Below are 25,348 nucleotides of genomic sequence, written 5' to 3'. Positions count from 1 at the left end.
AACACGGTGGTTCCCGGCCCATCCTCCAACACGAAGGGCCTGAGATCCAGGTTCACCGACCCTGAATTCCTGGAGGTACGCTCGCACACGTGCCCTCCATGAACGACCTCGTCCGCCAGCACACCGCTCTGAGTGAGTCCGACCTCGAGTGGCTCCATCTGCTGGTCTCGGAGTGGCAGCTGCTCTCCGACCTCTCCTTCGCCGACCTGGTCCTGTGGGTGCCCACCCTCGACGGCACCCGCTACGTCTCGGTCGCGCAGATGCGGCCCAACACCGGCCCCACCTCCTATCAGGACGACATGGTGGGCCATCTCGTTCCACGCGGCCGCCGTCCGTTGCTCGACGCCGCGCTCGACGAGGGCCGGATCGTGCGCGAGGGCGACCCGGAGTGGCGCGAGGAGGTGCCCGTACGGGTCGAGTCCATCCCCGTACGCCGCGAGGGCCGGGTACTGGGCGTGATCGCGCGCAACACCAACCTGCTCACTGTCCGTACACCCTCGCGCCTGGAGCTCACCTATCTCCAGTCCGCCTCCGACCTCGCCCAGATGATCGCGGCCGGCGCCTTCCCCTTCCCCGGCCAGCAGGTCGACATGGACGCGTCCCCGCGCGCCGGCGACGGCCTGATCCGGCTGGACGCCGACGGGGTCGTGCAGTACGCCTCGCCCAACGCGCTCTCCGCGTACCACCGCCTCGGCCTCGCCGCCGATCTCGTCGGCCAGCACCTCGGCCAGATCACGGCCGAACTGGCCCCCTCCCGCGGCCCGGTCGACGAGGCCCTGGTCAAGCTGGCCAGCGGTTACGCCCCCCGGGAGACCGAAGTCGAGGGCAACGGCGGGGTCATCCAGCTGCGCGCCATCCCGCTCAAGCCCAAGGGCACCCGCATCGGATCGCTCGTGCTGCTCCGGGACGTCACGGAACTCCGGCGGCGCGAGCGGGAGTTGATCACCAAGGACGCCACCATCCGGGAGATCCACCACCGGGTCAAGAACAACCTCCAGACGGTGGCCGCGCTGCTGCGCCTGCAGGCCCGCCGGATGGACTCCGACCGCGGCCGCGAGGCGCTCAACGAGGCGGTCAGGCGCGTGGGTTCGATCGCGATCGTGCACGAGACGCTCTCCCAGAACCTCGACGAGCGGGTCGAGTTCGACGAGATCGCGGACCGCGTCATCTCGATGGTCGCCGAGATCTCGCCGGGGAAGGTGGCCTGCCGGCGCAACGGCCGCTTCGGCATCCTCGACGCCGAGGTCGCCACCCCGCTCTCGATGGTCCTCACCGAGATCCTGCAGAACGCCCTGGAGCACGCCTTCGCCCCCGGCGACGAGGGCACGGTCGAGGTCACGGCGGTCCGCGGCGAACTCCGCACCGACGCCCGGCTGCTCATCACCGTCCAGGACGACGGCCGCGGCCTGCCCGAGGGCTTCGACCCGCAGCGCGCCGGGAACCTCGGTCTGCAGATCGTACGGACGCTGGTGGAAGGGGAGTTGGGCGGCGCGTTCGACATGCAGCCTGGCCCGGAGCGGGGCACCCGGGTCGTCCTCGACATCCCCGTCCTGCCCCAGAAGTAGCAGCTGAACAGCAGCGAGCCCCGGACCGTGAGATCACGGTCCGGGGCTCGAACGCTTTGGGTTACTACTGCGCGCTGCGGCTCGGGGGGCGGTGAATGCGTACGCTGTGTACGCGGCGCCGCGGGCTCAGGCTCGTAACGGGGGGCGTCAGGCGCTGGCGTTGCGCGCCCGGTTGCGAGCGGCGCGGCGCTTCATGGCACGGCGCTCGTCCTCGCTGAGGCCACCCCAGACGCCGGAGTCCTGGCCGGACTCGAGCGCCCACTGCAGGCACTGCTCCATGACGGGGCAGCGGCGGCAGACGGCCTTGGCTTCCTCGATCTGCAGCAGCGCAGGACCGGTGTTGCCGATGGGGAAGAACAGCTCGGGGTCTTCCTCACGACAAACGGCGTTGTGACGCCAGTCCATGGCTGCTACCTCTCCTTGGTATTACGTGCAGGTTGCTTGTGAATGTGAACGCTTTCACGAATCCCCCCGCAAGGGAAGGGCCGACTGCCAGTTGGACTGGTGTGGTCCTTGAAGAGGAGGGGTTCTGGCTCTCAGTGGAGGCCGGTCTTGCGGGCCGTCCCGATCGCCATGTAGAGATTCGCAAACCTCGGCTGCGGATACAACCCCTTCCGAGAAGTTTTTTTTGATTCCTCGGTGTCGGCTAGGTCACAGCCGTACTTCTATGGGGTGGATGGCAGCCTAAACGTTCGAGTGGAAGGACTTTCGGCCCTTCCACTCACACAATCACACGCAGTGCACGGCGAACGCCTGTGAACGTCACGCTGGTACGCAGCCCGAGGTGGTCTCCGTCCATCTGGAACGGGAGGGGCACCTTCGAATGCAAGGTGAAGTCCGTCAGATCGTGCAGAGTGACCGCATGCTTCCCGTGCGGTCCGCGCTCCGGCGTCGAGGTGAGCAGCTGGGTGGCGTAACGGGCCACCGCGGGGGTCGACAGCCGCTTCAGTCCGAGCACGTCCAGGGCCGTGTCGAAGGACGCCTCCGGTGAGGCGTACACCGGACGATTGCCCAGGTAGGTCCAGGGGGCGGTGTTGCAGACTATGGACACCACAAGATCCTCGACCGGGTCCTCTTCCGGGCGCTTCAGCGTGATCGTGCCGTGCCGGCGGTGCGGCTCCTCAAGGAAATGGCGGAGCATCTGCCGGACGTACAGCGCGTGCGTCGATCTCTTGCCGCGTTCCCGCTGCTGTTCGACCCGGCCGATGACGCCCGCGTCGAAACCGAGCCCGGCACAGAACGTGAACCACCGGGACGGGACGCCCTCGTCCTCGGTGCCCGGCGTGCCGGCCGCGAGCCCGAGGCCCACGGTCCGCTCGCGCCGCTCACGCAGCGCGTCCAGGATCGCGCCGGTCGCCTCCACCGCGTCGTTGGGCAGCCCCAGCGCGCGGGCGAACACATTGGTCGAACCGCCGGGGACCACCGCGAGCAGCGGCAGCCGCTCGGGATCCGGCCCGTGGTGCAGCAGACCGTTCACGACCTCGTTGACCGTGCCGTCGCCGCCGAGGGCGACGACCATCTCCACGTCCTTGGCCTCGACGGCCCGCCGGGCGAGGTCCCGGGCATGGCCGCGGTACTCCGTCGTCACGGCCTCCAGCTTCATCTCGCTGGCGAGCGCGTGGATCAGTACGTCACGAGTGCGGGCACTGGTGGTGGTTGCTGCCGGATTGACCACAAGAAGTGCGCGCATGGCGGCCAGGGTACCTACCGAGCGGTACCCGAGCCCAGCCCGGTCCGGAACGTGGGCGGCCCACGGCGGCTACCCTGCTGGGGTGAGCAGCACGCAGCAGAACACCCCCGAAACCGCCCCCCGCCCCGCCCGGCTGACCGCCGCGGCGGCCGTGACGGGCCTGGAGGCGCTGGCCCTGTTCGCCGGTGGCGTCTACATCCTGGTGACCGCGCTCACGGGCACTCCCGACGGCCTGACGCAGGCGGTGACCGGCGGCGCGACCCTGATCGCGCTCGGCCTGATCCCGCTCGCCGCCGCCCGCGGGCTGCTGAAGGCCCGCAGCTGGGCGCGCGGCCCGGCGATCATCACCCAGATCCTCGCGCTGCCCGTGGCCTGGCAGCTCCTCCAGGCCACCAGCGTGATGATCCCGGCGGGCATCGCCCTCGCCGTGATCGCGGTGACCGGTCTGGTGCTGCTGGTGAACCCGGCCACCACCCAGGCGCTGGGGATCAAGGGTCCGGGCGCGGACGCCTAGACCCTCTCCCCTCGCTTCCCGCTCCTGGCCCCTACTCCTCGACCAGGAGCTTCTCCCGCAGCTGCGCCAGGGTCCTGGCCAGCAGACGCGAGACGTGCATCTGGGAGATGCCGACCTCCTGCGCGATCTGCGACTGGGTCATGTTGCCGAAGAAGCGCAGCAGCAGGATCCGCTTCTCCCGGGGCGGCAGGTCCTCCAGCAGCGGCTTGAGCGACTCCCGGTACTCGACCCCCTCCAGCGCCTCGTCCTCGGCGCCCAGGGTGTCGGCGACCGCCGGGGACTCGTCGTCGGTGTCGGGGACGTCCAGGGACAGTGTCGAGTAGGCGTTGGCCGACTCGAGCCCCTCCAGGACCTCCTCCTCCGAGATGCCCAGCCGCTCGGCCAGCTCGTGGACCGTGGGGGAGCGGCCGTGCTGCTGGGACAGTTCCGCCGTCGCCGTGGTCAGCGACAGCCGCAGCTCCTGCAGGCGCCGTGGCACCCGCACCGCCCAGCCCTTGTCCCGGAAGTGGCGCTTGATCTCGCCGACCACGGTCGGGGTCGCGTACGTGGAGAACTCCACGCCGCGCTCCGGGTCGAACCGGTCCACCGACTTGATCAGGCCGATCGTCGCCACCTGGGTCAGATCGTCCAGCGGCTCGCCGCGGTTGCGGAACCGCCGGGCCAGGTGCTCGACGAGCGGCAGGTGCATCCGTACCAGCTGATTGCGCAGCTCGGCCTTCTCCGGCGAGCCGTCGGGCAGCTTCCGCAGCTCGATGAACATCGCCCGCGCCCCGCTGCGGTCGTGTGGATCGTGGTGATCGTGGTCGTGTTCCCGCTCTTGCTGCTGCTCGCTCATATGGGCCGCCCGCTCTGCCTGCGCCTGCTCCGTCGCGGCCGAAAGGCCGTCAAGCCCGTTGGGTCCCTCGAACACGTCCGCCGGATGCGGTCGCGCCTGCTGCTCCGGGATGCCAGCCGCCGCGTTCTGCACCTCGTCACGCACCGGACCGTCCCCGTCCCTCACGCCGGCCCTGGTCCCGCGCCGCGCTGTTTGTACAGGCTGATCGAGACCGTACGGTCGTCGGCGACGGAGGACTCGACCTTGCCGGCCAGTGCGGAGAGCACCGTCCAGGCGAAGGTGTCACGCTCCGGCGCCCGGCCGTCGGTCGTGGGGGCCGACACGGTCACGTCGAGCGAGTCGTCGACCAGCCGGAAGACGCAGCTGAGGACGGAGCCCGGCACGGCCTGCTGGAGCAGGATCGCGCAGGCCTCGTCGACGGCGATGCGCAGGTCCTCGATCTCGTCGAGGGTGAAGTCCAATCGTGCTGCCAGGCCGGCCGTGGCCGTACGCAGCACGGACAGGTAGGCACCCGCAGCGGGCAGCCGGACTTCCACGAAGTCCTGGGTCCCGGGCTCGCCTGCGATCTGGGACACCCTCACCTCCAAGGTGGCACAAGCTCTTTGCACAAGCTCTCATTGGGGCCCGGGGGAGAGATGGTCTCCCCGAGCCGGGCGGGTACGCAGTGGCGCGTAGTCCGCCGTGACGCTATCGCGATCCATGGTGCCGTGTCGCCGGGGGTCCGCGGTGAGCGGAACAGCGACTGTCACTCATGGTAAGGCCATGAGTACGGACAGTGGCTAGAGGTCTGCGCCGCCCAATTGAGAGGAACCGGCTGTCATTTGACCGGGGCTGCCGCACCCAGCCGTCAGACCGTACCCAGCCGTCAGACGATCGAACCGTCAGCGAAGCACCAGCGCCAGCTCTCCCCCCGCTCGAAACTCCGCATCACCGCGTGTCCGGTGCTGCGGAAGTGCCCCGTGGCGTGCCGGCCCACCGAGGAGTCGCAGCAGCCGACGTGCCCACAGGCCAGGCAGAGCCGCAGTTGCACGGGGTGCGTCCCGTCCGCGGCGCACTCCCGGCAGGTCTCGCTCAGCGGATCGGGCTCGGGGCGCGGCAGTTCGGCAACGTGGACACACTCGCTCATGATTGCCAGGTTACGTTGAGCGCGGGACGGGGAACGAGATGGAAGCTTTGCCGTTGGTGGCGCTGGTCGCGGCGAGTGCCGCGATCGCCGGGGCGGCCCGCAGGACGCGCGTACCGGCGCCCCTGCTGCTGGTGGCGGCCGGGCTCGCCGCCTCGTACCTCCCGGGAATCCCCGACTACACCCTCGACCCGCACATCGTGCTCCCGCTGATCCTGCCGCCGCTCCTCTACACCGCCGCGGTCGACTCCTCCTATCTCGACCTGCGGGCCAACATCAGGCCCGTCGCCCTGCTCTCGGTCGGCTACGTCCTCTTCGCGACCCTCGCCGTCGGCTGGCTCGCCTACCTCCTCGTGCCGGACCTGCCGCTGACCGCCGCGCTGGTGCTCGGCGCGGTGGTGGCCCCGCCGGACGCGGTCGCGGCCACGGCCATCGCCCGCAAACTGGGGCTGCCGAACCGGATCACCACGATCCTGCAGGGCGAGTCCCTGGTGAACGACGCCACCGCGATCACCGCCTACAAGGTCGCCCTCGCCGCGGCCGTCGGCGAGGGCGTGAGCTGGGCCGGCGGCATCGGCGAGTTCGCCCTGGCCGCGCTCGGTGGCATCGGCGTGGGCCTCGTACTGATGGCCCCCCTCCACTGGCTGCGCACCCGCCTGCGCGAGGCGCTGTTGCAGAACACCCTCTCCCTTCTCATCCCCTTCGTCGCCTACGCGGCGGCCGAGGAGGTCGGGGCGTCGGGTGTGCTCGCGGTCGTCGTGGTCGCCCTCTATCTCGGCCACCGCAACTGGCAGGTGGACTTCGCCACCCGTCTCCAGGAGGCGGCCGTGTGGAAGATGGTCGCCTTCGTCCTGGAATCGGCCGTCTTCGCCCTGATCGGGCTCCAGTTGCCGTACGTCGTGCAGGGCCTCGGCCAGTACGGCATCGGGGAGGCGGCCTGGTACGCGGCCGGGGTCTTCGCCGCCGTCGTCGTGGTCCGGTTCGTCTGGGTCTACCCGGCGACCTTCCTGCCACGGGCCCTGTCCGTACGGATCCGGGAGCGCGAGCCGGGGGTGAACTGGACGGCGCCGCTGATCGTCGGCTGGGCCGGGATGCGCGGGGTGGTCTCCCTCGCCATCGCCTTCTCCATCCCGCATGTCACCGACGGCGAGCCGTTCCCGGCCCGCAATCTCGTCCTCTTCCTCACCTTCACCACCGTGATCGGCACCCTCGTCGTCCAGGGGCTCACGCTGCCGCCGCTGATCCGCGCCCTGAAACTTCCCGGCCGCGACGCCCATGCCGAGACCCTCGCCGAGGCCCAGGCGCAGAGCGAGGCATCCCGGGCGGCCGAACAGCGCCTCGACGAGCTGCTCGCCGACGAGCGCAACACCCTGCCGCAGCCGCTCGCGGACCGGCTGCGCACCGTCCTGGAGCGGCGGCGCAACGCGGTGTGGGAGCGGCTCGGCGCGGTGAACGAGATCACCGGCGAGACGGCGGACGACACCTACCGGCGGCTGTCCCGGGAGGTCATCGCGGTCGAGCGGCAGGTCTTCGTCCAGCTGCGGGACGAGCGGCGCATCGACGACGAGATGATGCGGACGCTGCTGCGGCGGCTGGACCTGGAGGAGGCGGCGGCCTACCGCGAGAAGGACGCCGGCTGACCGGTGATCACGGCGGCGACCGTAGAGCCCGGCTCGAACGCACCCTCGGCGGTCAGACGGACGAGTCCATGGAGCAACTTGGCGACATAGTGACGCTCCACGGCCAATCCGTGCCGGTCCTCGAAATCCTGAGCGAACGCATCGAGCTCGGGGGTCGTACGGGCGTAGCCCCCGGCGTGGAAGCGCTCGTCCAGGCTCCAGTCACCGGCCGGGCCGCCGAAGGCCAGCTCCTGGAGGGTCCTTATCTCCTCGCCGAGGAAACCGCCCTTGAGGACCGGTATGCCGAGCGCTCTCGCTCCCGTCCTGGCGAGCCCGGCCGCGAGCCCGGCGAGGGTGCCGCCGGTCCCGACGGCCACGGCGACGACGTCGGCGGCCCCGGCCAGCTCCCGGCCGAGATCGGCGCACCCCTGTGCGGCCAGGGCGTTGCTGCCGCCCTCGGGCACGACATGGACGTCCTCCTCCGCCCCGGCCTCGCGCAGGATCCGGGCCAGCACCTCCGGGTCCCGCTTGGCGCGGTAGGTGGTCCGGTCCACGAACACCAGCCGCATCCCGTCCGCCGAGCACCGCGCGAGCGAGGGGTTGAGGGGGCGGCCGGCCAGCTCGTCGCCGCGGACGATCCCGACCGTGGGGAAGCCGAGGAGGCGCCCGGCGGCGGCCGTGGCGCGCAGATGGTTGGAGAAGGCGCCGCCGAAGGTGAGGACCGGCCGGCCGGCGGCGGCGCGCAGGTTCGGCGCGAGCTTGCGCCACTTGTTGCCGGGCAGGTCGGTGTGGATCAGATCGTCGCGCTTGAGCAGCAGGCGCACCCCGTGACGGGTGAAGCGCTCGTCCTCCAGCGGCTCCAGAGGGGACGGGAGCCGGGGCCGCAGGCGGGAGAGGTCGGGCGCGTTCACCCGTCCATTGTCGGCTCTTCCAGGTCAGCCCTTCAGGCGGGCCGCCGGAAGGGCTGCGGGGGTCAGCCTCTCAGGACCCGTCGGAGGCGGGGTCTGCGGCCTCGGCGCCCTTCAGACGGGCCGCGATCCGCTCCCGCATCGACGCCATCGTGAAGCCCTTCGGGTCGACCTTGCCGGGCTGCCACTCCAGGTGCCCGATGACCGACCGGGCGGACCAGCCGTGCGCGCGGCACACGGCCGCCGCCTTCTCGATCGCCTCCAGCTGGGCCGGCGGCCATGGATCCTTGCCGTCACCGAGGTTCTCGCACTCGAAGCCGTAGAAGTGGCGGTTGCCGTCCGTGTTGCGCTCGTTGTCCGGGGGCAGGCCCTTCTCCTGGATCACCGCCCTCAGGACGTCGTCGTCACCGGCCCCGGCGTGGTTGGCGCGCCCGTAGCCGACCAGATGGACGGTGCCGTCCTTGGCGATGACACCGTGGCAGAGCGGACCGGGCAGGTTCGCGTCGCCGTCGCGGCAGATACGGACGGTCTCGGCGGTGCCCCGGGTGACCGTGTGGTGGATCATGACGCCGTGGACAGGGGCCCCAGGGGCCCTTGTGGTTGCGGTTGTGGTGCTGCCAGTCTCCGACCTCGACGACTCTGAGGCCTTCGTCGCGCAGTACGCGGATGAACCTGCTCGCGGACATGGGTGGGGCCATGACCGCCTCCTTTCGCTCGTACCGCTTGTACCGGAGCCGAGAGGGCGACGGCCATCCTGTTCGGACGGTGTGCGAGCCGATCAGGACACTCGCCACCAGGGCCGGAAAGCCGTGCCAGGGCGCAGGAAAAACGTGTTTCCTGCCCGGCCGGCGAACATTCAGTCCCACTCATTTGTGTAATGGCGGACCAACTCTCCGTGCTGAAAGGCTCGATGGGCAGCACAGCCATCAGCGAGAGGGAGATCCATGTCGGTTGGTTCGGTTGGCACGGTCGGCGACGAGACGAGCGCGGAGCAGGTGGCCGCGCAGCAGAGTCTCGGTACGGCCGCCGCGCGTAACCTGGCGACCACCACCAAGTCGGCCCCGCAGATGCAGGAGATCACCTCACGGTGGCTGCTGCGGATGCTGCCGTGGGTGCAGGTGCAGGGCGGTACGTATCGCGTGAACCGCAGGCTCAGCTACGCCGTCGGCGACGGAAGGGTGTCCTTCGTACAGACCGGGGAGCGGGTGGCGGTCATCCCCGCCGAGCTCGGGGAGCTGCCCGCCCTGCGCGGCTACTCGGACGACGGCGCGCTCAACGAGCTGGCGCAGCGCTGCACCCAGCGGGAGTTCGCCCCCGGCGACGTCATCGCCACCCGCGGCGAGGCCAAGGACCGGGTCTTCCTGCTCGCGCACGGCCGCGTCGAGCAGGTCGGCGAGGGGCCGTACGGCGACGAGGCGGTCCTCGACGTGCTCGCCGACGGCGCCTACTTCGGCGACGGCGCGCTCACCGACGGCGAGGCCACCTGGGACCACACGGCCCGCGCCGCGACCGCCTGCACCGTCCTGGAGCTCACCCGCGCCGACGTACGCAACCTCGCGGACCGGGCCACGTCCCTGGCCACGCATCTGGCGGGCCTGGCCTCCCTGCCCCACCAGCGCACCAACAAGTACGGCGAGGCGGCCATCGACCTGTCCGCCGGCCACGTCGGCGAAGCCGTCGTCCCGCACACGTACGTCGACTACGACGCCTCACCGCGCGAGTACGAACTGAGCGTCGCCCAGACCGTGCTGAAGGTCCACAGCCGGGTCGCCGACCTCTACAACCAGCCCATGAACCAGACCGAGCAGCAGTTGCGGCTCACGGTCGAGGCGCTGCGCGAGCGCCAGGAGCACGAACTCGTCAACAACAAGGAGTTCGGGCTGCTCTCCAACTGCGACTACGGGCAGCGGCTCCAGCCGCACGACGGTGTGCCCAGCCCGGACGACATGGACGAGCTGCTCTCCCGCCGCCGGGGCTCCAAGCTCTTCCTCGCCCACCCGCGCGCCATCGCCGCCTTCGGCCGTGAGTGCAACAAGCGCGGACTGGTCCCGGAGTCCATCGAGATCAACGGCAACCGCATCCCGACCTGGCGCGGCGTGCCGATCTTCCCGTGCAACAAGATCCCGGTCTCCGACGACCGGACCACCTCGATCATCTGCATGCGTACGGGCGAGGCCGACCAGGGCGTGATCGGTCTGCACCAGACCGGCATCCCGGACGAGATCGAGCCCAGCCTCTCGGTCCGCTTCATGGGCATCGACGAGCAGGCGATCATCTCCTACCTGGTCACGGCGTACTACTCGGCCGCGGTGCTCGTCCCGGACGCGCTGGGGGTGCTGGAGAACGTGGAGGTCAGCCGCTGGCGCTGACCGCCCCGGTGACGGCGGGGTGCCGCGGTCGGCACCCCGCCCGTACCCACCCACCGCGCGCGAAGGACGTGACCGTGACCATGACCGGCACCGACGGACGGGGCGCCGTGGCGCTCCTCGACCACACCCGTACCGTCGTCAACCCCCACCTGCGCTCCACCGTCGAGTCGCTGCCCGGCTCAATAAGGCGCGTGGCGATGTACCACCTCGGCTGGGAGCGGGCCGACGGCACCCCGGACACCGGCCAGGCCGGCAAGGCCATCCGGCCGGCGCTGGTGCTCGCGGCGGCCGAGGCCCTGGGCGGAGACCCGGCGCAGGCCGTCCGGGCCGCGGCGGCCGTGGAGCTGGCGCACAACTTCACCTTGCTCCACGACGACATCGTCGACGAGGACCCCACCCGGCGGCACCGCCCCACCGCCTGGACCGTCTTCGGCATCCCGGACGCGCTGGTCGCGGGCGACGCCATGCTGGCGCTCGCGCTGCGGCTGCTCGCCGAGGACGACCACCGAGCCTCCTCGGCCGCCTCCGCGCGCCTGGCGGCCTGCGTGATCGAGCTCTGCGCGGGCCAGCAGGCGGACTGCGCCTTCGAGCGGCGCGATCCGTACGAGGTCTCGCTGGACGAGTGCGTGGCCATGGCGACGGCGAAGACCGGGGCCCTGCTCGGCTGCGCCTGCGCGCTCGGCGCGCTGTACGCGGGCGCGGGCGAGGAGGAGGTCGCGGCGATGGACGCGTTCGGCCGGGAGGCGGGGCTCGCCTTCCAGCTGATCGACGACCTGATCGGGATCTGGGGGGACCCGGGGCGTACGGGCAAGCCGGCCGGCGCCGATCTCGCCGCGCACAAGAAGTCGCTGCCGGTGGTGGCCGCGCTGGGCTCGGACACGGCGGCCGGCGCCGAGCTGGCCGAGCTGTACCGGCGGCCCGTCCTGGACGAGGAGGCGGTACAGCGGGCCACGGACGCCGTCGAGCGCGCCGGCGGCCGGGACTGGGCGCAGACCCAGGCGGCCGACCGGATGGCCCGGGCGGTGCAGCAGCTGTCGCGGGCGGTGCCGGATCTGTCGGCGGCCGGGGACCTGCTCGCTCTGGCGGAGTTCGTCACCCGCCGCAGCCGCTGACCGGGGTCAGGACTCCGGCACGATCCGGGTCACGACCGTCTCCACCAGCGCGTCCAGGTCCAGGTCGGCGAGGAGCCCTGGCACGGTGAAGTGGTCCATCAGCAGACCGGTGAGCGCGAAGTACAGCAGCCGTACGGTGTCGGCGTCGCCGGGCAGGCCCGCGGCCAGGTGGAAGCCGATGTTGTGGGCGAGGTCGGCGCGGAGCACCTGGGTGAGGCGGTCGCGCAGCTCGGGGCGGCGGGTGGCTTCGAGGCGGAGTTCGAGGAGCGCCAGGTAGGTGGTGCGCTCCTCGGTCATGCGCCGGACCAGGTCGTGCATCAGCTCGACGACGAGTCTCCGGTCGGGCTCGGGCCGCAGCGCCGCGTCGAACGTCTCCTGGTCCGGGACGAAGCGTACGAACACCTGATCGCCGACCTGGGAGAGCAGCTGGTCGCGGTCGGTGAAGTAGTTGGACGAGGTGCCCGTGGGCACACCGGCCCGGGAGTCCACGGCCCGGAAGGTGAGCCCGCGGGCGCCTTCCGCCGCCAGCACCTCGATGGCGGCGTTGAGCAGGGCCGTCCTGCGTTCTGGGTTCTTCGCCATGCGGAGGCTCGGTCTCCGTTTCTTCTCTCGAAAAGATCTTGCGCAACCACTACAGGTGAAGCACTATATCCGTCGTGGTCGCAATGGCGGCCACTCCACTGACCAAAGGATCGGTTTGCGCAAGCTCACCTACTTCATCGCATGCTCCATCGACGGCTTCATCGGCGACCCCACCGGCGACGGCAGCTCCACCTACAGCTACGTGGCCGGCGAGTTCCTGGAGTACCTCAAGGCCGAGTACCCCGAGACCGTCGCGGCCCACGCCTGGCCGGTGCTGGGCCTTGAGCCGGGGACGAAGAACCGTCACTTCGACACCGTGATCCAGGGCATGCACTCGTACCAGCTGGGTCTCGACATCGGCGTGACCAGCCCGTACGCCCAGATGCGGGAGTACGTCGCCACCCGCTCGCTCGCGAAGTCCCCGGACCCGAACGTCGAGCTCATCGCCGACGACCTGGTCGGCCGGGTCCGCGCGCTCAAGGCCGAGGACAGCCCCCTGGACATCTGGCTCTGCGGCGGCTCCACGATCGCCGGCGAGCTCATCGACGAGATCGACGAGCTGGTCATCAAGACCTATCCGCAGGTCTTCGGCGCCGGAATGCCGATGTTCGGCACCGACTTCGCCGCCCGGGACTTCGAGCTGGGCTCCGTGCGCGCCTTCGACAACGGCGTTCTCGTACGGTCGTACACCAGGAAGCGGTGACTCGTACGACTGTCTACCCTGGGGGGTATGGGCAGCGAAGGGCGAGGGACCGTCCGAGGGCCGCAGAGCGAGCCGGTGTGCCCGGCCTGCGGGCAGCCTGTCGGCACGGTCATCAAGCGACACAAGAGTCTGGGGGCGTGGGTTCCCGTCTGGGAGCCCCAGCCTTGCCACAATCCCGACTGCAAGCTGTTCGGCCACAAGCCCCACGGTGCGGCGACGGAACAGCCCGGCGGCGACCGGCCGGAGGAGGCCGAGGTCCGTCCCGAGGAGCCCGGGGGCCAGGACGAGACCGGCAAGGACGTCGAGACCGGCAGAAGTCAGGCTCCGGGGTGACCGGCCGCGCGGCCGGACCAGTCATACCGCTACAGTCCGCGCATGTCATCGGAGTCGACGGAAGTGTGGACCGGCTGGTACCGGGACCGCCGGGGTGCGGAAGCGATCGTCATCACGGCGGGCGGGCGGCGGGTGGCCACCCGCATCAGGGGGATCGAATATGAGGGCGCGGATTTCGCCGCACTGAGGGCCGCCGACGGCACGGCCCTGAACGGATGCGTCCTCGAATGGGACCTTCCGCTGCCCGTCGTGACCGGCGGGACGGCCCAACCAGCCACTCTCAGCTGCCTGCTGACGGTGAGTGACCGGGTGGACCTGAACCTGACTCTGCACTGCGGCGGAACGGCGTACGAATCGGGCATCGCCGGGGGCGGCTTCGACGAGGCCCTCGCCCGGATCGCCCGCCAGCTGCCCCCGGGAGCGGAGTTCGGCCGCCGCCTCCTGGAGAACGCCTGACGGCACGCCCCCCGGGGACCTCAGGCCAGCCCCTGCCACCCCACCGAGGGGTCGGTCCCGGCTCGCCGTCCCAAGTGGGCGCGGATCAGGGCCTGATGGCCGCCCAGTTCGGCGGTGAAACCGGCAGGGCCCGAGAGCACCTCCGCCAGGGGCTTCCGCTGTCGGCGCAAGACACGGGAGGGCGCCCCGCCGGCTCTGGCGGGGCGCCCCGGGTGTCAGCGGGTCAGGAGACCTTCGCCGCCGCTGCCGCCAGACCGTTGCGCCACAGGTAGTCGACGCGGGACCGCTCGGCCGCGTTGGGCTGGGCGTTCTGGCAGGAGGTGCCAGGGCCGCCGCCCGACATCAGCTCGCTGCACGGACCGCTGTAGTGGTCCGGCAGGCCGAGCACATGGCCCGTCTCGTGGGCGGTCACCCGGGTCGAGTTGTACTGCTGGTTCTGCCGGTAGTCGAGGAAGATGTAGCCACGGCCGTGCCCGTCGGTGCTCGCGTACGAGCCGCGGGAGTCGTTGCCCTCGTAGTACCGGAAGTCGGGGTTGCTGCCTTCCTGGAGCTTCACGTTGGACACGGAGCTGTTCCAGATCTGGGTGCTGCGGGCTATCTGCGTACGGAAGCTGGGCGCGTTCGCCGCCGAGTAGACGACGGTCACCGCGAGGGCGCGCGGGTTGGCGGCGCGCTTCTCGGCGACGGACTTCATCACGGCCTCGAAGAAGGCCTTGTTCGCCTGCGCGTTCTCGGCCGAACCGGCGTACGCGGCCACGGTGGTGGCGGCCGGGGCCGGCGCGGGGGCGGCGGTGGCGGGTACGGCTCCGAGGGCGGCCATGGCCAGCCCGAGTGCGGTGGCCACGGCGGACATACGGTGTCTCATGGGGGGCTCCTGCTCGTCCGTCACGCGCTGGGTGGGCGCGTCCGGTTGAATCGGTCGGTCAGAGTGTCGACGAGCGCCGGGGCCGGGCGGATGATGCCAAACGGCGATAACACCACGGCATCACCCGCCCCAACTGGCCAGGGATTCGCAGGTAATTGGACCGGATTGAACATCTGGTGCGAGCTGGGGGCCCCGCCTACGCTCAGGACATGGAGCTGGAGGTGAGACATCTGCGCGTGCTCTGCGCCATCGCGGACACGGGCAGTCTGCACAAGGCGGCACGCCAGCTGGGCATGAGTCAGCCCTCGCTGACGACCCAGCTGCGTCGGATCGAGAACGCGCTCGGCGCGGAACTCTTCGCCCGCGAACGCACCGGCTGCCGCCCGACGCCGCTGGGCCGCTCCGTACTGAGCCGGGCCCGGCCCCTCGTCTCCCAGATGGCCACCCTCGTCACCGAGACCCGGGCCGCCGCCGCCCGCGCCGACGGCCCCCGGCTGCGGGTCGGCTCCACCGCCAGCCGGGCCCTGCCGGGCTGGCTGCGCCGGCTGCGCCACCGGCTCCCCGGCACCGACCTCGCCCTCCACATGGACGTCTCCGCCAACGCGCTGCTGCGGATGGTCGCCGCCGGCCAGCTCGACGTGGCCTTCGTCCACGAGGTCGAGGGGTGTCCGCTGCGCGTCCCGGACGGGCTCGTACGCCGGGTTCTGGTCGACCGCGAACCGCAGTTCATCTCCATGGCCCGGGACCATCCGGCCGCCGCGGAACCGGTGGTGGACCTCACGGACCTGGCCGCCGACCGCTGGATGGTCGATCCGACCGTCGACGGCGAATGGGACGGCTTACGGCGTGTCCTCGCCGAGGCCGGCATCGACCCGCCCGTCCTGCACGCCGACTACCACACAGCGGCCTCCCTGATCGTCCTCGGCGAGGCCGTCGCACCCTGCCAGCCGACCTCGGGCCCGCGCGAGGACATGGCGATCCGTCCCCTGCGCGACGACCCCCTGGCCGTACGGCTCCTGCTGCACGCCCGCCCCGGCACTCCCATCGACGAGCTCTACACCGAACTGGCCTCGGCATACCGGGAGGCGGCGCTGCGCGCGGCCGCGTACCGTCAGTGGCTGCTGCGGAACGGGAGTCCGCTGCTCAGGGCGGCGTGACCGGTCCGCCCTGCTGCCGACGGCGAAAGGGAGGGGCGCACAGTGACGACGCGCATCGCGGGGGAGGGGATCGTCCTGCGGGAGTGGACCGAGGCGGATCTCCCGGCCATGGTCCGGCTCTTCGACGACCCGGAGATCGCCTACCGCACCCCGCTCGCCTCACCCTTCGACCGGGCCGCCGCCGAGACGTACCTCGACGCCGTCCAGCGAGCGAGGGAGGGGAACACCCGGCTGCATCTCGCGATCACCGAGGACGGCGGGGAGCCGCTCGGCGAGGTCCTCATCAGCATCGCGAGCCGCGCCATCGGCTACGGCGTGGGCGCCGCCCACCGCGGCCAGGGCCTGGCCGCCCGGGCGACCCGCCTCCTCACCGCGTACGCGCACACCACCCTCGGACTGCCCTACGTCATCCTGGAGATAGACCCGGACAACACGGCCAGCGTGGCCGTCGCGACCGCCGCCGGCTTCCGCCGCACCGACACGGCCCCGGTGCCGGTCGAGAACAAGGGCCGCGTCTACACCCTGGCCACCTGGTCCCACGAGGCCCCCCTGACCGCGCCCAGGGTCCGCCACGCCCGCCCCGAGGACCTGCCCCGCGTCGCCGAACTGGCCGCCGAACACGCCGCCTACGAAAAGGCCGCACCCCCGAGCCCCGGCCTCCCCGACCGCCTTGACGCCCTCCTCTTCACCACGCCAACCCCGCGCCTGCGCTGCCTGGTCGCCGAACTCCCCGACGGCACCCTGGCCGGCTACGCCACCTGCGCCCCGGAGATCTCCACCTGGGAGGGCGAGTACCTCCACATGGACTGCCTCTACCTCTCCGCCGCCCACCGGGGCCTGGGCCTCGGCCCACTCCTGATGACCGCGGTCGAGTCGGAGGCCAGGACGCTGGGCCTCAAGGAAATCCAGTGGCAGACCCCGTCCTGGAACGAGGGCGCGATCCGCTTCTACGCCCGCCTGGGCGCCGAACCGAAGGAGAAGCTCCGCTACACGCTGCGGGTGGGGTGAGCGGGCGGGCGGGGTACGACAAAGGGCGGCGCGGCCGGCGTGGAGGCCGGGGCGCGCCGCCCTTTCGTCGAAGGTCAGGCCTTCTTGGTCTCCTAGTAATGGCCCGGGTCGGTGACCTGCGGGGATCATTCCTACGGGTCACTGACCTGGTCTTTTGGCGATTGGTGGCGATGGGGTGCGACGGTCTTGAGCGGGTGTCTTGCGGACTGTGTGCGGACTGGCTGCGTGGCGGGGTACGAGTGAGCCCGCGTCTGCCGCAGTCGCCTGTCGAGGACGACATCGACGGCTCGATCACCAGCCTGTGCCCAGGCTGCCGTGTCCAGACCTTGTTGCAGGACGCGTGGTGCCGGGCTCGCGGAAATGGCGTCACCGTCGACACTCGCCGGATCTAGCGATGTCAGGCCCTGGGACTAGCGTGGCTGTTGGAAGCGGCCTGCCGCGAGAGTGCGGCTGGGCCCTGAGCGGTGGGGTGTTTCATGGCAGGAGTGGGCAACGTAGATCGAGCCGCGTGGGTGCCGGACGACGACCCTGAGCGGGACTGGGAGTTGGCTTCGGAGCTGGCGGTGGCCTGGACCCAGCGGGAGTGCGATGAGCAGGGCGCCGCTGGCGTACTGGTACTTAACGCTTTCGGCGTCGAAGACCACAGCCCTGCACTGCGGCGCTTTCGTGCCCGGCATTCCTGCACAACGCCACGTGCCGACCGAAGCCGTGTTGGCCGGGGTATCGGTTCGGTTCTCGCCTACGTCCCCACCGAGAAGACCTTGGACTTTGCGATGAGCCTGGCTCGCGGCTCCTCCATCGCGGTCGTCGAAGGCTCCCAGTTCCCGCTGCGGGGCTGGGCACAACAGCTAGGCGCCGTCGACCTGACACGTCCCGACGATGAGCCAGCACAAATTCCGCCCCGGCTGGCTGAGGCCATTGACCGGCTGGACTTTTACGGGAACAACGGCTTCGGGGATCGTTTCGGCAAGCAGCAGGCCCAGAACATCCTGAGGAATCTACGTGACGTCGGAGCGCTGGACGGCGACATCATCCTCGGCGCTATGGCCGCTCGTGGTGCCTCCGACCGGGCCGTGCGAAACCTCGCCAAACTCATCGACGCCATCGCCCGGTGACCCGTACCCCCCGACTCGAAGCAGCAGAACAGGCGGAGGGAGCGAGCGGGTGCCCTGCCTGCGACTTGGTCTTGACACGGTGCTCGGCTGAGACTGTCTGGCATGACTTTGGATCTCGGTGCCCCGCCCGTCGTCGATGTCGACGACTCCAGCACCTGGCCGCAACTGCTCGGCGACCTCGTTCAGGGCCTCGCCGATGACGCGCGCGAGGCTGGTCACGATCCCGAGGTCTATCAGGATCTCCCTCTCCACGAGCATGAGGAGACCGTGCTTCGGTGTCTCGACGGGAGGCTTGTGCGCGCCCGGCACGCCACTCGGCTCCTAGACCACGAAGAAGGGGCGATCCGTGCCCAAGGGCTGCGTCTGCTGACGGCTGACCTCGTGAACGACCGTCTGGACCAAGCCCATCGGCTCGGCTATCTGTCGGATGCGGAACACGAGAGCCTACGCGTCAACAACTGCACAGTGCCCGGACACCGAGGTATGGGGAGACGCGAGGACCAGGTGTGCTTGACCCTGTCCACGGCTGCCATGGCTCACAACAGCCACGGTGGCTATCGGCTGTTGTCTTACTGGGGTGGCGAGGCAATCTACTGGAACCACTGCGACAACGACCGCGACCTAGCCCCGAAGCTCCAGAGCCTCGGCACTCCGGTGATCGTGACCGCTCTACTTGACCTCGCCACCCCCGCCGCAAGCCGCCACCTGATCTTCCCTTCGATGGTTCATGTCCTCGTCGGCAAGGCCCTGGGGTACGGGCCGGCGGATGCCGACGTCTTTTACCGGGCGTCCATCCCGGCCCACCGAATTGAGTCCATCGTGTCTCCCGGCGACGCCGACTACGACCGCTTCCCTGGGCTCCCGCCCAGATGACAGATGGTCCAGCGGCATCTTCAAGGAGCTGGACAGCTTCGCCAGGCCCTTGGACTGCAGCGCGGCCTGCCCCCTGGCCGGCAAACAGATAGACCAGGACCTCCGACACCGGCTATGCGGACCACTGAGGCCGGACGGGCCCTGCTTCTTGGCTCACATCTGTGGAACCTCCTCCAAAGGAGGACGAAGACGCCTAGCATTAGTCGTCACCTGTCACTTCGGCATTTCTGGCCTCATGGGTGACGCGTGCCGTGCATGATCGATTCGTTGTCGGAGCCAGATCTGTGAGTAGCCCCAGCAAGAACGAGAAAGATGGCGGCTATCACGCCATCAAAGGCTTCGCTTACCAGTTCGATGCATCGCTACTGCGTATATTTGATAACCCCAGCACAATGGTGGAACTCGAAGGCAAGCAGGATCTAAGCGTCAATAACTACCACATTCAAGTAAAGCATCGGTCTGGCAAATTCTCGATTTCGGCTATCGCGTCACCAATTCAGCAAATGTTTCGCCAGTTTCAGCGCGACAGCAGTGCGCAGTATATTCTACATTGCCATTTCTCGGATCAAGAGCCAGGGATTGAGAGGGAGCTCACGCAGCAGGAACTCGATAGGGCATTGTCGGACTTCCCTGAAGACTTCGATCAGTCGACATGCAGTAAGTTCCTGAGCGCCTTCAAAATCAGCTTTCATGAAAACTATCAAGAGCAATTCGGCCAGGTAGTTCGGCTCATCAGGGAGCGGCTGAATGCGCGAGATGACGTGGAGGCGACCTATTATCACGCGATCCTCCATGGGTATCTCAAGGATGCCATCCTCACGAACCCAATCGGGAGTCGAGGGGTGGCTTTCCGAAAGCTGCGCGCGGCAGTTTCGTCTGCGCGCACTGCAATTTTCGAATCTGCTTATGCCGAGCAATGCGGATATGAGAGGTATCTTCGAGCGGTAAGGAAACGTTACACTCTGCGCAATGTAAATTTGGCTGCAGAGCGTGTATTTTGCTTTGAATGCGATGCCGCAATGGATCTAGATATATTGGCCGAAGTGGCTCTGACTCTGCGGGAGAAATACTGCGCCAGGCCGGGAGACCCTCCTCCGTATCTCACGTTCAGGGGAGAGTTCGACATGCTGGAGATCAAGAAGTCTTTCTGGGATGCTGGCGCACGCTTCAACGATGGCACCGGATATCACGGTGGCATTTTCCGCATGGATGAACTGGTTAGCCCGCCGGCAAGCGACCTGACAATCAAGATTGTCGATGGTGCGAATCTCGCCTCATTGATGGAGGCTGTGCGAATCAAGGAATTTCATGACTTCTATGTCTCCGAAATCTTCGACACTCCGCATAAAGCAGCCAACGCGTCTCACGTTTTTGTGCGCTCCTTCGAAGACCTATTGCAAGTACTGTAGAGAGGTTGGCTCGGAATGTCGAGTGCCGAGGTTGTGGCTGTCTATCCAAACCGAGTCAGGATCGCGGTTAACGACATCGCAGAGTTGGCTGGAAACGAACCAGTTGAGGTCGGCTCCTACCTGAAGGTGTCCGACACTACCGAGAGTGCAATAATTGCAATTATCGAGAATTACTCGATCGAGCTGCGCCCTTCCAAGGACGGTGGTCTTGAACGCGTCTACATGATCGAGGCTGTGCCTCTGGGAATTGTCGATCGCGAGGGCCACTTTGAGCGAGGCGGCGGCGGAATTGCCATCCCTCCCAAGGCCGTATCGGTGGCCGTCAAGGGCGAAGTGCAAAAGATCTACAATACGGTGGATCCTCGCAATAGATTTCACTTTGCGCAGTTGGCCCAAGATGAAGAAGTGGACGTCCCTGTAGACGGGAACAAATTTTTCAGCCGTCACATCGCCGTCGTAGGGTCTACTGGCTCCGGTAAGTCTCATGCCATGGCGAGAATTATTCAGAGGGCGACGGAACTAGGCGGCGACCATAAGAGTGAAGAGTATTCACTCAACAACACCCATGTGATCGTTTTTGATCTGCACGCGGAATATCGGGCTGCCTTTCCTCGCGCCAATCACCTAGGTGTTGAATCTCTCGTGCTGCCGTATTGGCTACTCAACTCGGAGGAACTCCAAGACCTCTTCATTGAAAGCAATGAAGAGCAGTCGCACAATCAAATCGCGATCTTGAAGAGGAGTATCACCGAGGGGAAGAGGTTAAACTTTACTGGCCCCGATAGTCAGCGCGAATTGATTCACTACGACTCGCCCCTGCTTTTCGATATCGACGCGGTCCTTGCGGAAATCAAAGCAAAGAATGAAGAGAGGATCGACACCTCCACTGCTACCAAGAAATCCGATAAGGCGGGCCCTCTGTTTGGCAAGTTGGATAATTTCATTACCCGCCTAGAGAATCGCCGCAACGACCGTCGCCTTGACTTCCTTCTTGGTGACCGCGTGAAAAGGGTCCGATTGGAGGACGTGCTTCGCCAGTTTACTGGATATGTCGAAGGCGCCCAGGCGAATGTCACGGTCATTGACCTCAGTGGTGTTCCCTTCGAGGTTCTAAGCCTTACGGTTTCGTTGGTCTCTAGGCTCCTCTTTGACTATTCCTACTATTTTAAGAAGCAGAGCGCCGACGGCCGCAGCGAGACTCCCCTGCTGGTCGTCTATGAGGAAGCGCATAAATATGTCCCAAAGAGCGGTCTGGCAAAGTACAGCGCTTCTCGTAATGCAATTGAGCGCATTGCGAAGGAGGGGCGTAAGTATGGCATCACGGCGGCTATCGTAAGTCAGAGGCCAGCGGAAATTTCTGAGACCATCTTCTCGCAGTGCAACAACTTTCTGGCGATGCGTCTCACGAACCCAGAGGATCAGAACTACGTTAAGCGGCTCATTCCAGATTCCCTGGGGCCGCTTACTGAGTCCCTTCCGATGCTTTCTGCCGGGGAGGCCCTCCTTATCGGAGATGCGGCTGTAATGCCTTCGCGTGTGCGACTGGAAGATGCTTATCCGCCCCCATCATCCAGCGATGTAATGTACCTGCGAGAGTGGGCCCGTCCGTGGCATCACGTTCACTTCGAGCCCATCGTGAAGGATTGGGAGAGGTGAATGCCGTGTCGCTGCACGGGTTTGCGCTGGAGTCTTTGGGTGTGAGTGATGGTCGGCCGTATGTGTGTCGCCGGCTACGAGGTCGGCGAGGTGCGGGTATCCCACCCGCACCTCGATAACACCGGCCCCTTTAGTCTATGAGGGGCATCGGCGTTTCTACTGCCAGCCGTCGAGGGAGACTTCCGGACCGCCCGCGAGGTAGCGGTGGAGGGCGCTGGCGGTGCTGTCCACGAACTCCGCGGGAATGGCGTCGGCATCGACCCAGCAGACCTGGGAGTGTTTGCGCGGTTCGCGGTTTTCGGGTTCGCCAGTCCATTCGTGGGTGGTGAAGACGACGGTGAGGAAGCCGTTGGGGGCCTCAACGCCCCAGGCGCCGTGGATGATGTGGGCGACCTTCAGGGCTTCCGGCTTCACGGTCAGACCGGTCTCCTCGTACAGCTCCCGCACAGCCGTCTCTGTGATGGGCTCGCCGGGTTCGCTCTTACCGACAGGGAGATCCCACATGCCCTGGGCGAACTTGGCGTGCTGGCTGCGCTGGAGGAGGACGACGCGATTGGTGGCCTTGTCGTGGACGATGACGGCGGCGACCAGCAGGGTCATGGATTCGAGGGCGGGCGGCAGAGCTTTGGGCTGGTCGTCGGTAGTCCGCTGAGCCACGGCTTGTGTCCCTTCGTCGGCCGGATGGTGGCAGCTTAGGCCAGTGCTTCGCGTGCGCGGCGGGCGAGTTCGGCGGCTCCGGGCACTTTGCGGCGCTGGTAGACAGCGAGGGTGGAGCGGAGCGAGGTGATGGCCTTTCGGGTGCGGTCGGAGGTCATGCCTTCCATGAGGGTCAGGGCCTGGGACCAGGCGGCGACGGCCTCGTCGGCGCGGGCCTGGGCGGCGAGGCTGTCGCCGAGGTCGGCGTAGGTGAGGGCGTGGACGCGCTTGTACTTCTCGGGGTCCCAGCGCATCAGGGCGTCGCGGTGTTGTTGTTCGGTGCCGACGTGGTCGGCGAGGTCGGTCAGGGTGCGGGCGGTGTGGCTGGCGACGGTGCCGGCGGCTGGGCCGCTGACGCGGGAGTAGCCGGGCTGGGGGTCGTCGTCGCGCAGGAGGGCGTCTTCGGCGGCGAGCAGGGCGCGGGCCGCCGCGGGCTTCTCGCCGACCGCGGCGTAGGCGCGGGCGTGGGTGATGTGCAGTAGCGCCTCGGTCTGGCCGTCGACGTGGCCCAGGCCGCGGGTGAGAGCGCCTTCGACGAGGTCGACGCAGTGGTGGGGCTGTTTGAGGCTGAGGGCTTGGTGGGCGAGGGCGCGCATCATCCAGGCGGCGTGACCGCGCGGGTCGGCCTCGCAGGCGAGTTGGTAGCCGACCTGGTAGTAACGCTGGGCGGCGCCTTCTTGGCCGAGGTCGTGGTGCTTCCATCCAGCGAGGTAAGCGAGTTCGGCAACGGCGCCGAAGGCGGCCTGCCGTAAAGCTTCGTTCGGGAAGCGTCCGCGGAGCATGGGGGCAGCGGTGTCGGCGAGGTAGGCGGTGACGGTGGTCAGGCCATGGCCGCCGCCGAGGCGTTCGTCGGCCGCGCTGAAGGCTGCGGTGATCTGCCGTACGACATCCACGTCCTCGATCCCGACCAGGGAGCTGCCGGTGCGGGCCTGCAGCATGCGTGCTGTGGCCTCGTGGTCGTACACAAGCGGCATGGCCACGCCGGCCGTGGTGAAAGCAGCCACGGCAAGGAAACTGCGGCGCTCGACGTCGGCACGGCCCAGATCGGTGGCGGCCACAACAGGATCAGGCTCTTCCGACACCGCAGCTTCGGGTGCTCGCAGGCCAATCTCGACCAAGGTGATGGTGCGGCCTGCTCGGCGGGACAGCGCCTCAGCGAGGTACTGGCCGGTCCGCCCGGCCGGCTGGCGTGTGCCGTTCGCCCAGTGCGAGACGGCCGACTTGTTGGTCTGGAGGACCTCGCCGTTCTCGGCCGCGATACGCCGGATGTCCTTCGCCAGAGCCTCGTAGGTGCAGCCGATTGCCTCGATGACGTCACGCAGGCGGGAGTTGGGGCCTCTCGGCGCTGCTGCCACGATCGCCTCCGCTCCGGAGCTGTAAACCGCGTATACCGCTTCAACTGCCTCTCACCGTACCCACTGTGCGTGACCGAGGGTTCACTAATCATCAGCCGCCCGGCCCTGGTCCGACACCGCGACCAGGCTCCCCGCTTCGGCCGGGCGGCCCCCGAAGTTCCGTACGCCTACACCGGGTTCGGGCATTCCTGTGCCCGAACCCGGCCGATCAGAGACGGAGACACGGTGACCACCATCAACACCGCGGCCATCACGGTCGAGCTGCCCGAGGCGTTCGACGAGCGCTGGAGCCGCCTGCCCGGCATCCGGGTCGACGGCTGGCGCATCACCATCGACCCGGCCGAGTACTTCTTCCGCTTCGAGTCCAGCTCCTGGCTCGTCGCCGACTGGAAGCTGGTCAAGTCCCAGCTCCTGGAGGTGCAGGAGACCACCGAGAGCGCGGTCGAGCAGCTCGCGCTGGACTTCATCAAGACTCACGCCGAGTCCACCTCGGACTCCGCCCGGGTGCTGTCCACCGCCTACGAGGTGTACACGTACCTGTTCCGCGACGAGCACCTCGCCGGCCTCGGTCTGCCGCAGATCACCGCCGAGCACCTGCGGATGCTGCGCGAGGCAGCCACGCTGATGGCGCTGAACAAGGTGGAACTGGACGGACACATCTCCAACGTCGGCCCGTGTTGGTTCTTCCCGGCCGCCACCTCCGTCGTCTTCGACCTGAGCGACGAGATGGGCGGGATGCTCGACGAGGTCTACCACGGCGGCTGGTTCAACGAGCACCGCCGGATCGAGTCCATCAAGGCCCACGCCGCCCTCGGTGGCCGACTCGTGCACGGCTGCCAATCCGTGCCGGACCAGACCGGCGGCGTCGTCGCCCCCTACGGTGCCTCGATGGCCGCCTTCCGCAACGACCTTGCGGCCTTCAAGGCCGGATGGATCGAGCAGGTCTACGCCCACCGCGTGAGCCCTGCCGCGTAACACCGCACACCAGGCTCCGGGGCGGGCCGTCACCCCTCGCCCGCCCCGGAGGCCGTCAACCTCCTTGGAGCCCCCACGTGACCGCGAACCTCAGCGCCGAACTCCTCGACAACCTGCTCACCATGGCCGGCCGCACCACCGCTGTGCGCGAGGAGGTGCGCGTGTGGTCCATGTCCGGTGTCGAGCGCCTGGCCTTCCCCGACGCCACTACCGCGATCTTCAAGTACGCGAAGCGGCCCTTCGACAGCGAGGATCAAGCTCTCCGTCTGGCGCGCACGCTCGGTGTTCCCGTCCCGCAGGTCTACGCCTCCGCGGTCCTGGACGGCTGGCTCGGCATGCTCATGGAGGACCTCGACCCCGCCGTCCGCGACGCCGACGACCTCGATGGCACCGCCGCGGCCGTGGTCCTGCACGGCACTCGCTCGGCTCC

At 68.3% G+C, this 25,348-nt stretch carries 25 protein-coding genes and 3 pseudogenes; 17 read left to right on the top strand and 11 right to left on the bottom strand.

The window, feature by feature from the left end:
• The first annotated feature begins 98 nt into the window (after positions 1 to 98).
• Positions 99 to 1,565: a sensor histidine kinase gene (locus IEZ01_RS17890; RefSeq protein ID WP_189202667.1), complete on the top strand. Its 1,467-nt coding sequence runs from the start codon at positions 99 to 101 to the stop codon at positions 1,563 to 1,565.
• Between the two features lie 147 nt (positions 1,566 to 1,712).
• Here IEZ01_RS17890 and IEZ01_RS17885 read toward each other — a convergent pair whose 3' ends face one another.
• Complete coding sequence (locus tag IEZ01_RS17885; protein WP_003953983.1) at positions 1,713 to 1,970, bottom strand: WhiB family transcriptional regulator; 258 nt, start codon at positions 1,968 to 1,970, stop codon at positions 1,713 to 1,715.
• Between the two features lie 316 nt (positions 1,971 to 2,286).
• Positions 2,287 to 3,255, bottom strand: a complete 969-nt coding sequence (locus IEZ01_RS17880) for a diacylglycerol/lipid kinase family protein (RefSeq protein ID WP_028797962.1) — start codon at positions 3,253 to 3,255, stop codon at positions 2,287 to 2,289.
• An 82-nt stretch (positions 3,256 to 3,337) separates the two neighbouring features.
• On the opposite strand from IEZ01_RS17880, the gene IEZ01_RS17875 reads away from it, so the two are divergent.
• Entirely contained in the window at positions 3,338 to 3,769 is a 432-nt protein-coding gene (locus tag IEZ01_RS17875; protein ID WP_019889332.1) for a hypothetical protein, read from the top strand.
• Positions 3,770 to 3,800: 31 nt separating this feature from the next.
• Here the strand turns inward: IEZ01_RS17875 and IEZ01_RS17870 are convergent, their stop codons facing one another.
• From IEZ01_RS17870 to IEZ01_RS17860, 3 genes are all read right to left on the bottom strand, one after another.
• Positions 3,801 to 4,748: an RNA polymerase sigma factor SigF gene (locus IEZ01_RS17870; RefSeq protein ID WP_019889333.1), complete on the bottom strand. Its 948-nt coding sequence runs from the start codon at positions 4,746 to 4,748 to the stop codon at positions 3,801 to 3,803.
• 17 nt (positions 4,749 to 4,765) lie between these two features.
• Positions 4,766 to 5,179: an ATP-binding protein gene (locus tag IEZ01_RS17865; protein WP_019889334.1), complete on the bottom strand. Its 414-nt coding sequence runs from the start codon at positions 5,177 to 5,179 to the stop codon at positions 4,766 to 4,768.
• A 290-nt stretch (positions 5,180 to 5,469) separates the two neighbouring features.
• Complete coding sequence (locus tag IEZ01_RS17860; protein ID WP_019889335.1) at positions 5,470 to 5,730, bottom strand: UBP-type zinc finger domain-containing protein; 261 nt, start codon at positions 5,728 to 5,730, stop codon at positions 5,470 to 5,472.
• A 38-nt stretch (positions 5,731 to 5,768) separates the two neighbouring features.
• On the opposite strand from IEZ01_RS17860, the gene IEZ01_RS17855 reads away from it, so the two are divergent.
• Positions 5,769 to 7,367 (top strand): Na+/H+ antiporter, encoded by a 1,599-nt coding sequence (locus IEZ01_RS17855; protein ID WP_189202569.1) that lies wholly within the window; start codon positions 5,769 to 5,771, stop codon positions 7,365 to 7,367.
• Here the strand turns inward: IEZ01_RS17855 and IEZ01_RS17850 are convergent.
• Positions 7,343 to 8,257: a 1-aminocyclopropane-1-carboxylate deaminase/D-cysteine desulfhydrase gene (locus tag IEZ01_RS17850; protein WP_189202567.1), complete on the bottom strand. Its 915-nt coding sequence runs from the start codon at positions 8,255 to 8,257 to the stop codon at positions 7,343 to 7,345. The genes IEZ01_RS17855 and IEZ01_RS17850 overlap by 25 nt on opposite strands.
• Before the next feature lie 70 nt (positions 8,258 to 8,327).
• Positions 8,328 to 8,952, bottom strand: a pseudogene (locus tag IEZ01_RS17845) (N-acetylmuramoyl-L-alanine amidase).
• 246 nt (positions 8,953 to 9,198) lie between these two features.
• Here IEZ01_RS17845 and IEZ01_RS17840 point away from each other — a divergent pair.
• Positions 9,199 to 10,623 (top strand): family 2B encapsulin nanocompartment shell protein, encoded by a 1,425-nt coding sequence (locus tag IEZ01_RS17840; RefSeq protein WP_019889340.1) that lies wholly within the window; start codon positions 9,199 to 9,201, stop codon positions 10,621 to 10,623.
• Between the two features lie 80 nt (positions 10,624 to 10,703).
• Complete coding sequence (locus tag IEZ01_RS17835) at positions 10,704 to 11,735, top strand: family 2 encapsulin nanocompartment cargo protein polyprenyl transferase (protein WP_189202565.1); 1,032 nt, start codon at positions 10,704 to 10,706, stop codon at positions 11,733 to 11,735.
• A gap of 6 nt (positions 11,736 to 11,741) precedes the next feature.
• On the opposite strand, the gene IEZ01_RS17830 is transcribed toward IEZ01_RS17835, so the two are convergent.
• Positions 11,742 to 12,317, bottom strand: coding sequence for a TetR/AcrR family transcriptional regulator (locus IEZ01_RS17830; RefSeq protein WP_019889342.1), 576 nt, complete (start codon positions 12,315 to 12,317; stop codon positions 11,742 to 11,744).
• A 115-nt stretch (positions 12,318 to 12,432) separates the two neighbouring features.
• Here IEZ01_RS17830 and IEZ01_RS17825 point away from each other — a divergent pair, with 115 nt between their 5' ends.
• From IEZ01_RS17825 to IEZ01_RS17815, 3 genes are read left to right on the top strand one after another with little or no spacing between them, the layout of a single operon-like run.
• A complete protein-coding gene (locus IEZ01_RS17825) occupies positions 12,433 to 13,020 on the top strand; it encodes a dihydrofolate reductase family protein (RefSeq protein WP_019889343.1) in 588 nt (195 codons plus the stop codon).
• Positions 13,021 to 13,047: 27 nt separating this feature from the next.
• A complete protein-coding gene (locus tag IEZ01_RS17820) occupies positions 13,048 to 13,353 on the top strand; it encodes a hypothetical protein (RefSeq protein ID WP_019889344.1) in 306 nt (101 codons plus the stop codon).
• A 42-nt stretch (positions 13,354 to 13,395) separates the two neighbouring features.
• Entirely contained in the window at positions 13,396 to 13,809 is a 414-nt protein-coding gene (locus IEZ01_RS17815) for a DUF6304 family protein (RefSeq protein ID WP_189202563.1), read from the top strand.
• Between the two features lie 223 nt (positions 13,810 to 14,032).
• On the opposite strand, the gene snpA is transcribed toward IEZ01_RS17815, so the two are convergent.
• Complete coding sequence (gene snpA, locus IEZ01_RS17810) at positions 14,033 to 14,674, bottom strand: snapalysin (protein WP_028797964.1); 642 nt, start codon at positions 14,672 to 14,674, stop codon at positions 14,033 to 14,035.
• A gap of 209 nt (positions 14,675 to 14,883) precedes the next feature.
• Here snpA and IEZ01_RS17805 point away from each other — a divergent pair, with 209 nt between their 5' ends.
• The 7 genes and pseudogenes from IEZ01_RS17805 to IEZ01_RS17780 all read left to right on the top strand — a co-directional run bounded on the left by IEZ01_RS17805 (position 14,884) and on the right by IEZ01_RS17780 (position 21,892).
• Positions 14,884 to 15,831: a LysR family transcriptional regulator gene (locus tag IEZ01_RS17805; RefSeq protein WP_019889347.1), complete on the top strand. Its 948-nt coding sequence runs from the start codon at positions 14,884 to 14,886 to the stop codon at positions 15,829 to 15,831.
• Between the two features lie 108 nt (positions 15,832 to 15,939).
• A pseudogene (locus tag IEZ01_RS35030) lies at positions 15,940 to 16,242 on the top strand (GNAT family N-acetyltransferase); the annotation flags it as partial.
• Between the two features lie 138 nt (positions 16,243 to 16,380).
• The gene (locus IEZ01_RS35025) at positions 16,381 to 16,839 is read left to right on the top strand and encodes a GNAT family N-acetyltransferase (RefSeq protein WP_028798362.1); all 459 of its coding nucleotides are present in this window, start codon (positions 16,381 to 16,383) and stop codon (positions 16,837 to 16,839) included.
• A 512-nt stretch (positions 16,840 to 17,351) separates the two neighbouring features.
• Positions 17,352 to 17,954 carry a hypothetical protein gene (locus tag IEZ01_RS17795; protein WP_189202561.1) on the top strand — a complete coding sequence of 201 codons (603 nt, stop codon included), beginning with the start codon at positions 17,352 to 17,354 and terminating at the stop codon, positions 17,952 to 17,954.
• A gap of 102 nt (positions 17,955 to 18,056) precedes the next feature.
• Positions 18,057 to 18,827, top strand: coding sequence for a hypothetical protein (locus IEZ01_RS17790; protein WP_189202559.1), 771 nt, complete (start codon positions 18,057 to 18,059; stop codon positions 18,825 to 18,827).
• Positions 18,828 to 19,111: 284 nt separating this feature from the next.
• Complete coding sequence (locus tag IEZ01_RS17785; RefSeq protein ID WP_189202556.1) at positions 19,112 to 20,236, top strand: hypothetical protein; 1,125 nt, start codon at positions 19,112 to 19,114, stop codon at positions 20,234 to 20,236.
• Between the two features lie 15 nt (positions 20,237 to 20,251).
• The gene (locus IEZ01_RS17780) at positions 20,252 to 21,892 is read left to right on the top strand and encodes an ATP-binding protein (RefSeq protein ID WP_189202554.1); all 1,641 of its coding nucleotides are present in this window, start codon (positions 20,252 to 20,254) and stop codon (positions 21,890 to 21,892) included.
• Positions 21,893 to 22,048: 156 nt separating this feature from the next.
• On the opposite strand, the gene IEZ01_RS17775 is transcribed toward IEZ01_RS17780, so the two are convergent.
• Positions 22,049 to 22,549 carry an NUDIX domain-containing protein gene (locus IEZ01_RS17775; protein WP_189202551.1) on the bottom strand — a complete coding sequence of 167 codons (501 nt, stop codon included), beginning with the start codon at positions 22,547 to 22,549 and terminating at the stop codon, positions 22,049 to 22,051.
• A gap of 35 nt (positions 22,550 to 22,584) precedes the next feature.
• Complete coding sequence (locus tag IEZ01_RS17770; protein ID WP_189202549.1) at positions 22,585 to 23,943, bottom strand: NsdA family TPR-like regulatory protein; 1,359 nt, start codon at positions 23,941 to 23,943, stop codon at positions 22,585 to 22,587.
• A gap of 225 nt (positions 23,944 to 24,168) precedes the next feature.
• Between IEZ01_RS17770 and IEZ01_RS17765 the strand changes: the two genes are divergently transcribed.
• Together IEZ01_RS17765 and IEZ01_RS17760 are read left to right on the top strand one after the other, a co-directional pair.
• Positions 24,169 to 24,918: a hypothetical protein gene (locus IEZ01_RS17765; protein ID WP_189202547.1), complete on the top strand. Its 750-nt coding sequence runs from the start codon at positions 24,169 to 24,171 to the stop codon at positions 24,916 to 24,918.
• A gap of 77 nt (positions 24,919 to 24,995) precedes the next feature.
• A pseudogene (locus IEZ01_RS17760) lies at positions 24,996 to 25,348 on the top strand (aminoglycoside phosphotransferase family protein); the annotation flags it as partial.

Source organism: Streptomyces purpureus (assembly GCF_014648195.1).
GTDB lineage: Bacteria > Actinomycetota > Actinomycetes > Streptomycetales > Streptomycetaceae > Streptomyces > Streptomyces purpureus.
Note: the sequence above shows the minus strand (reverse complement) of the source record. Positions and strands in the feature narration are given on the sequence as shown.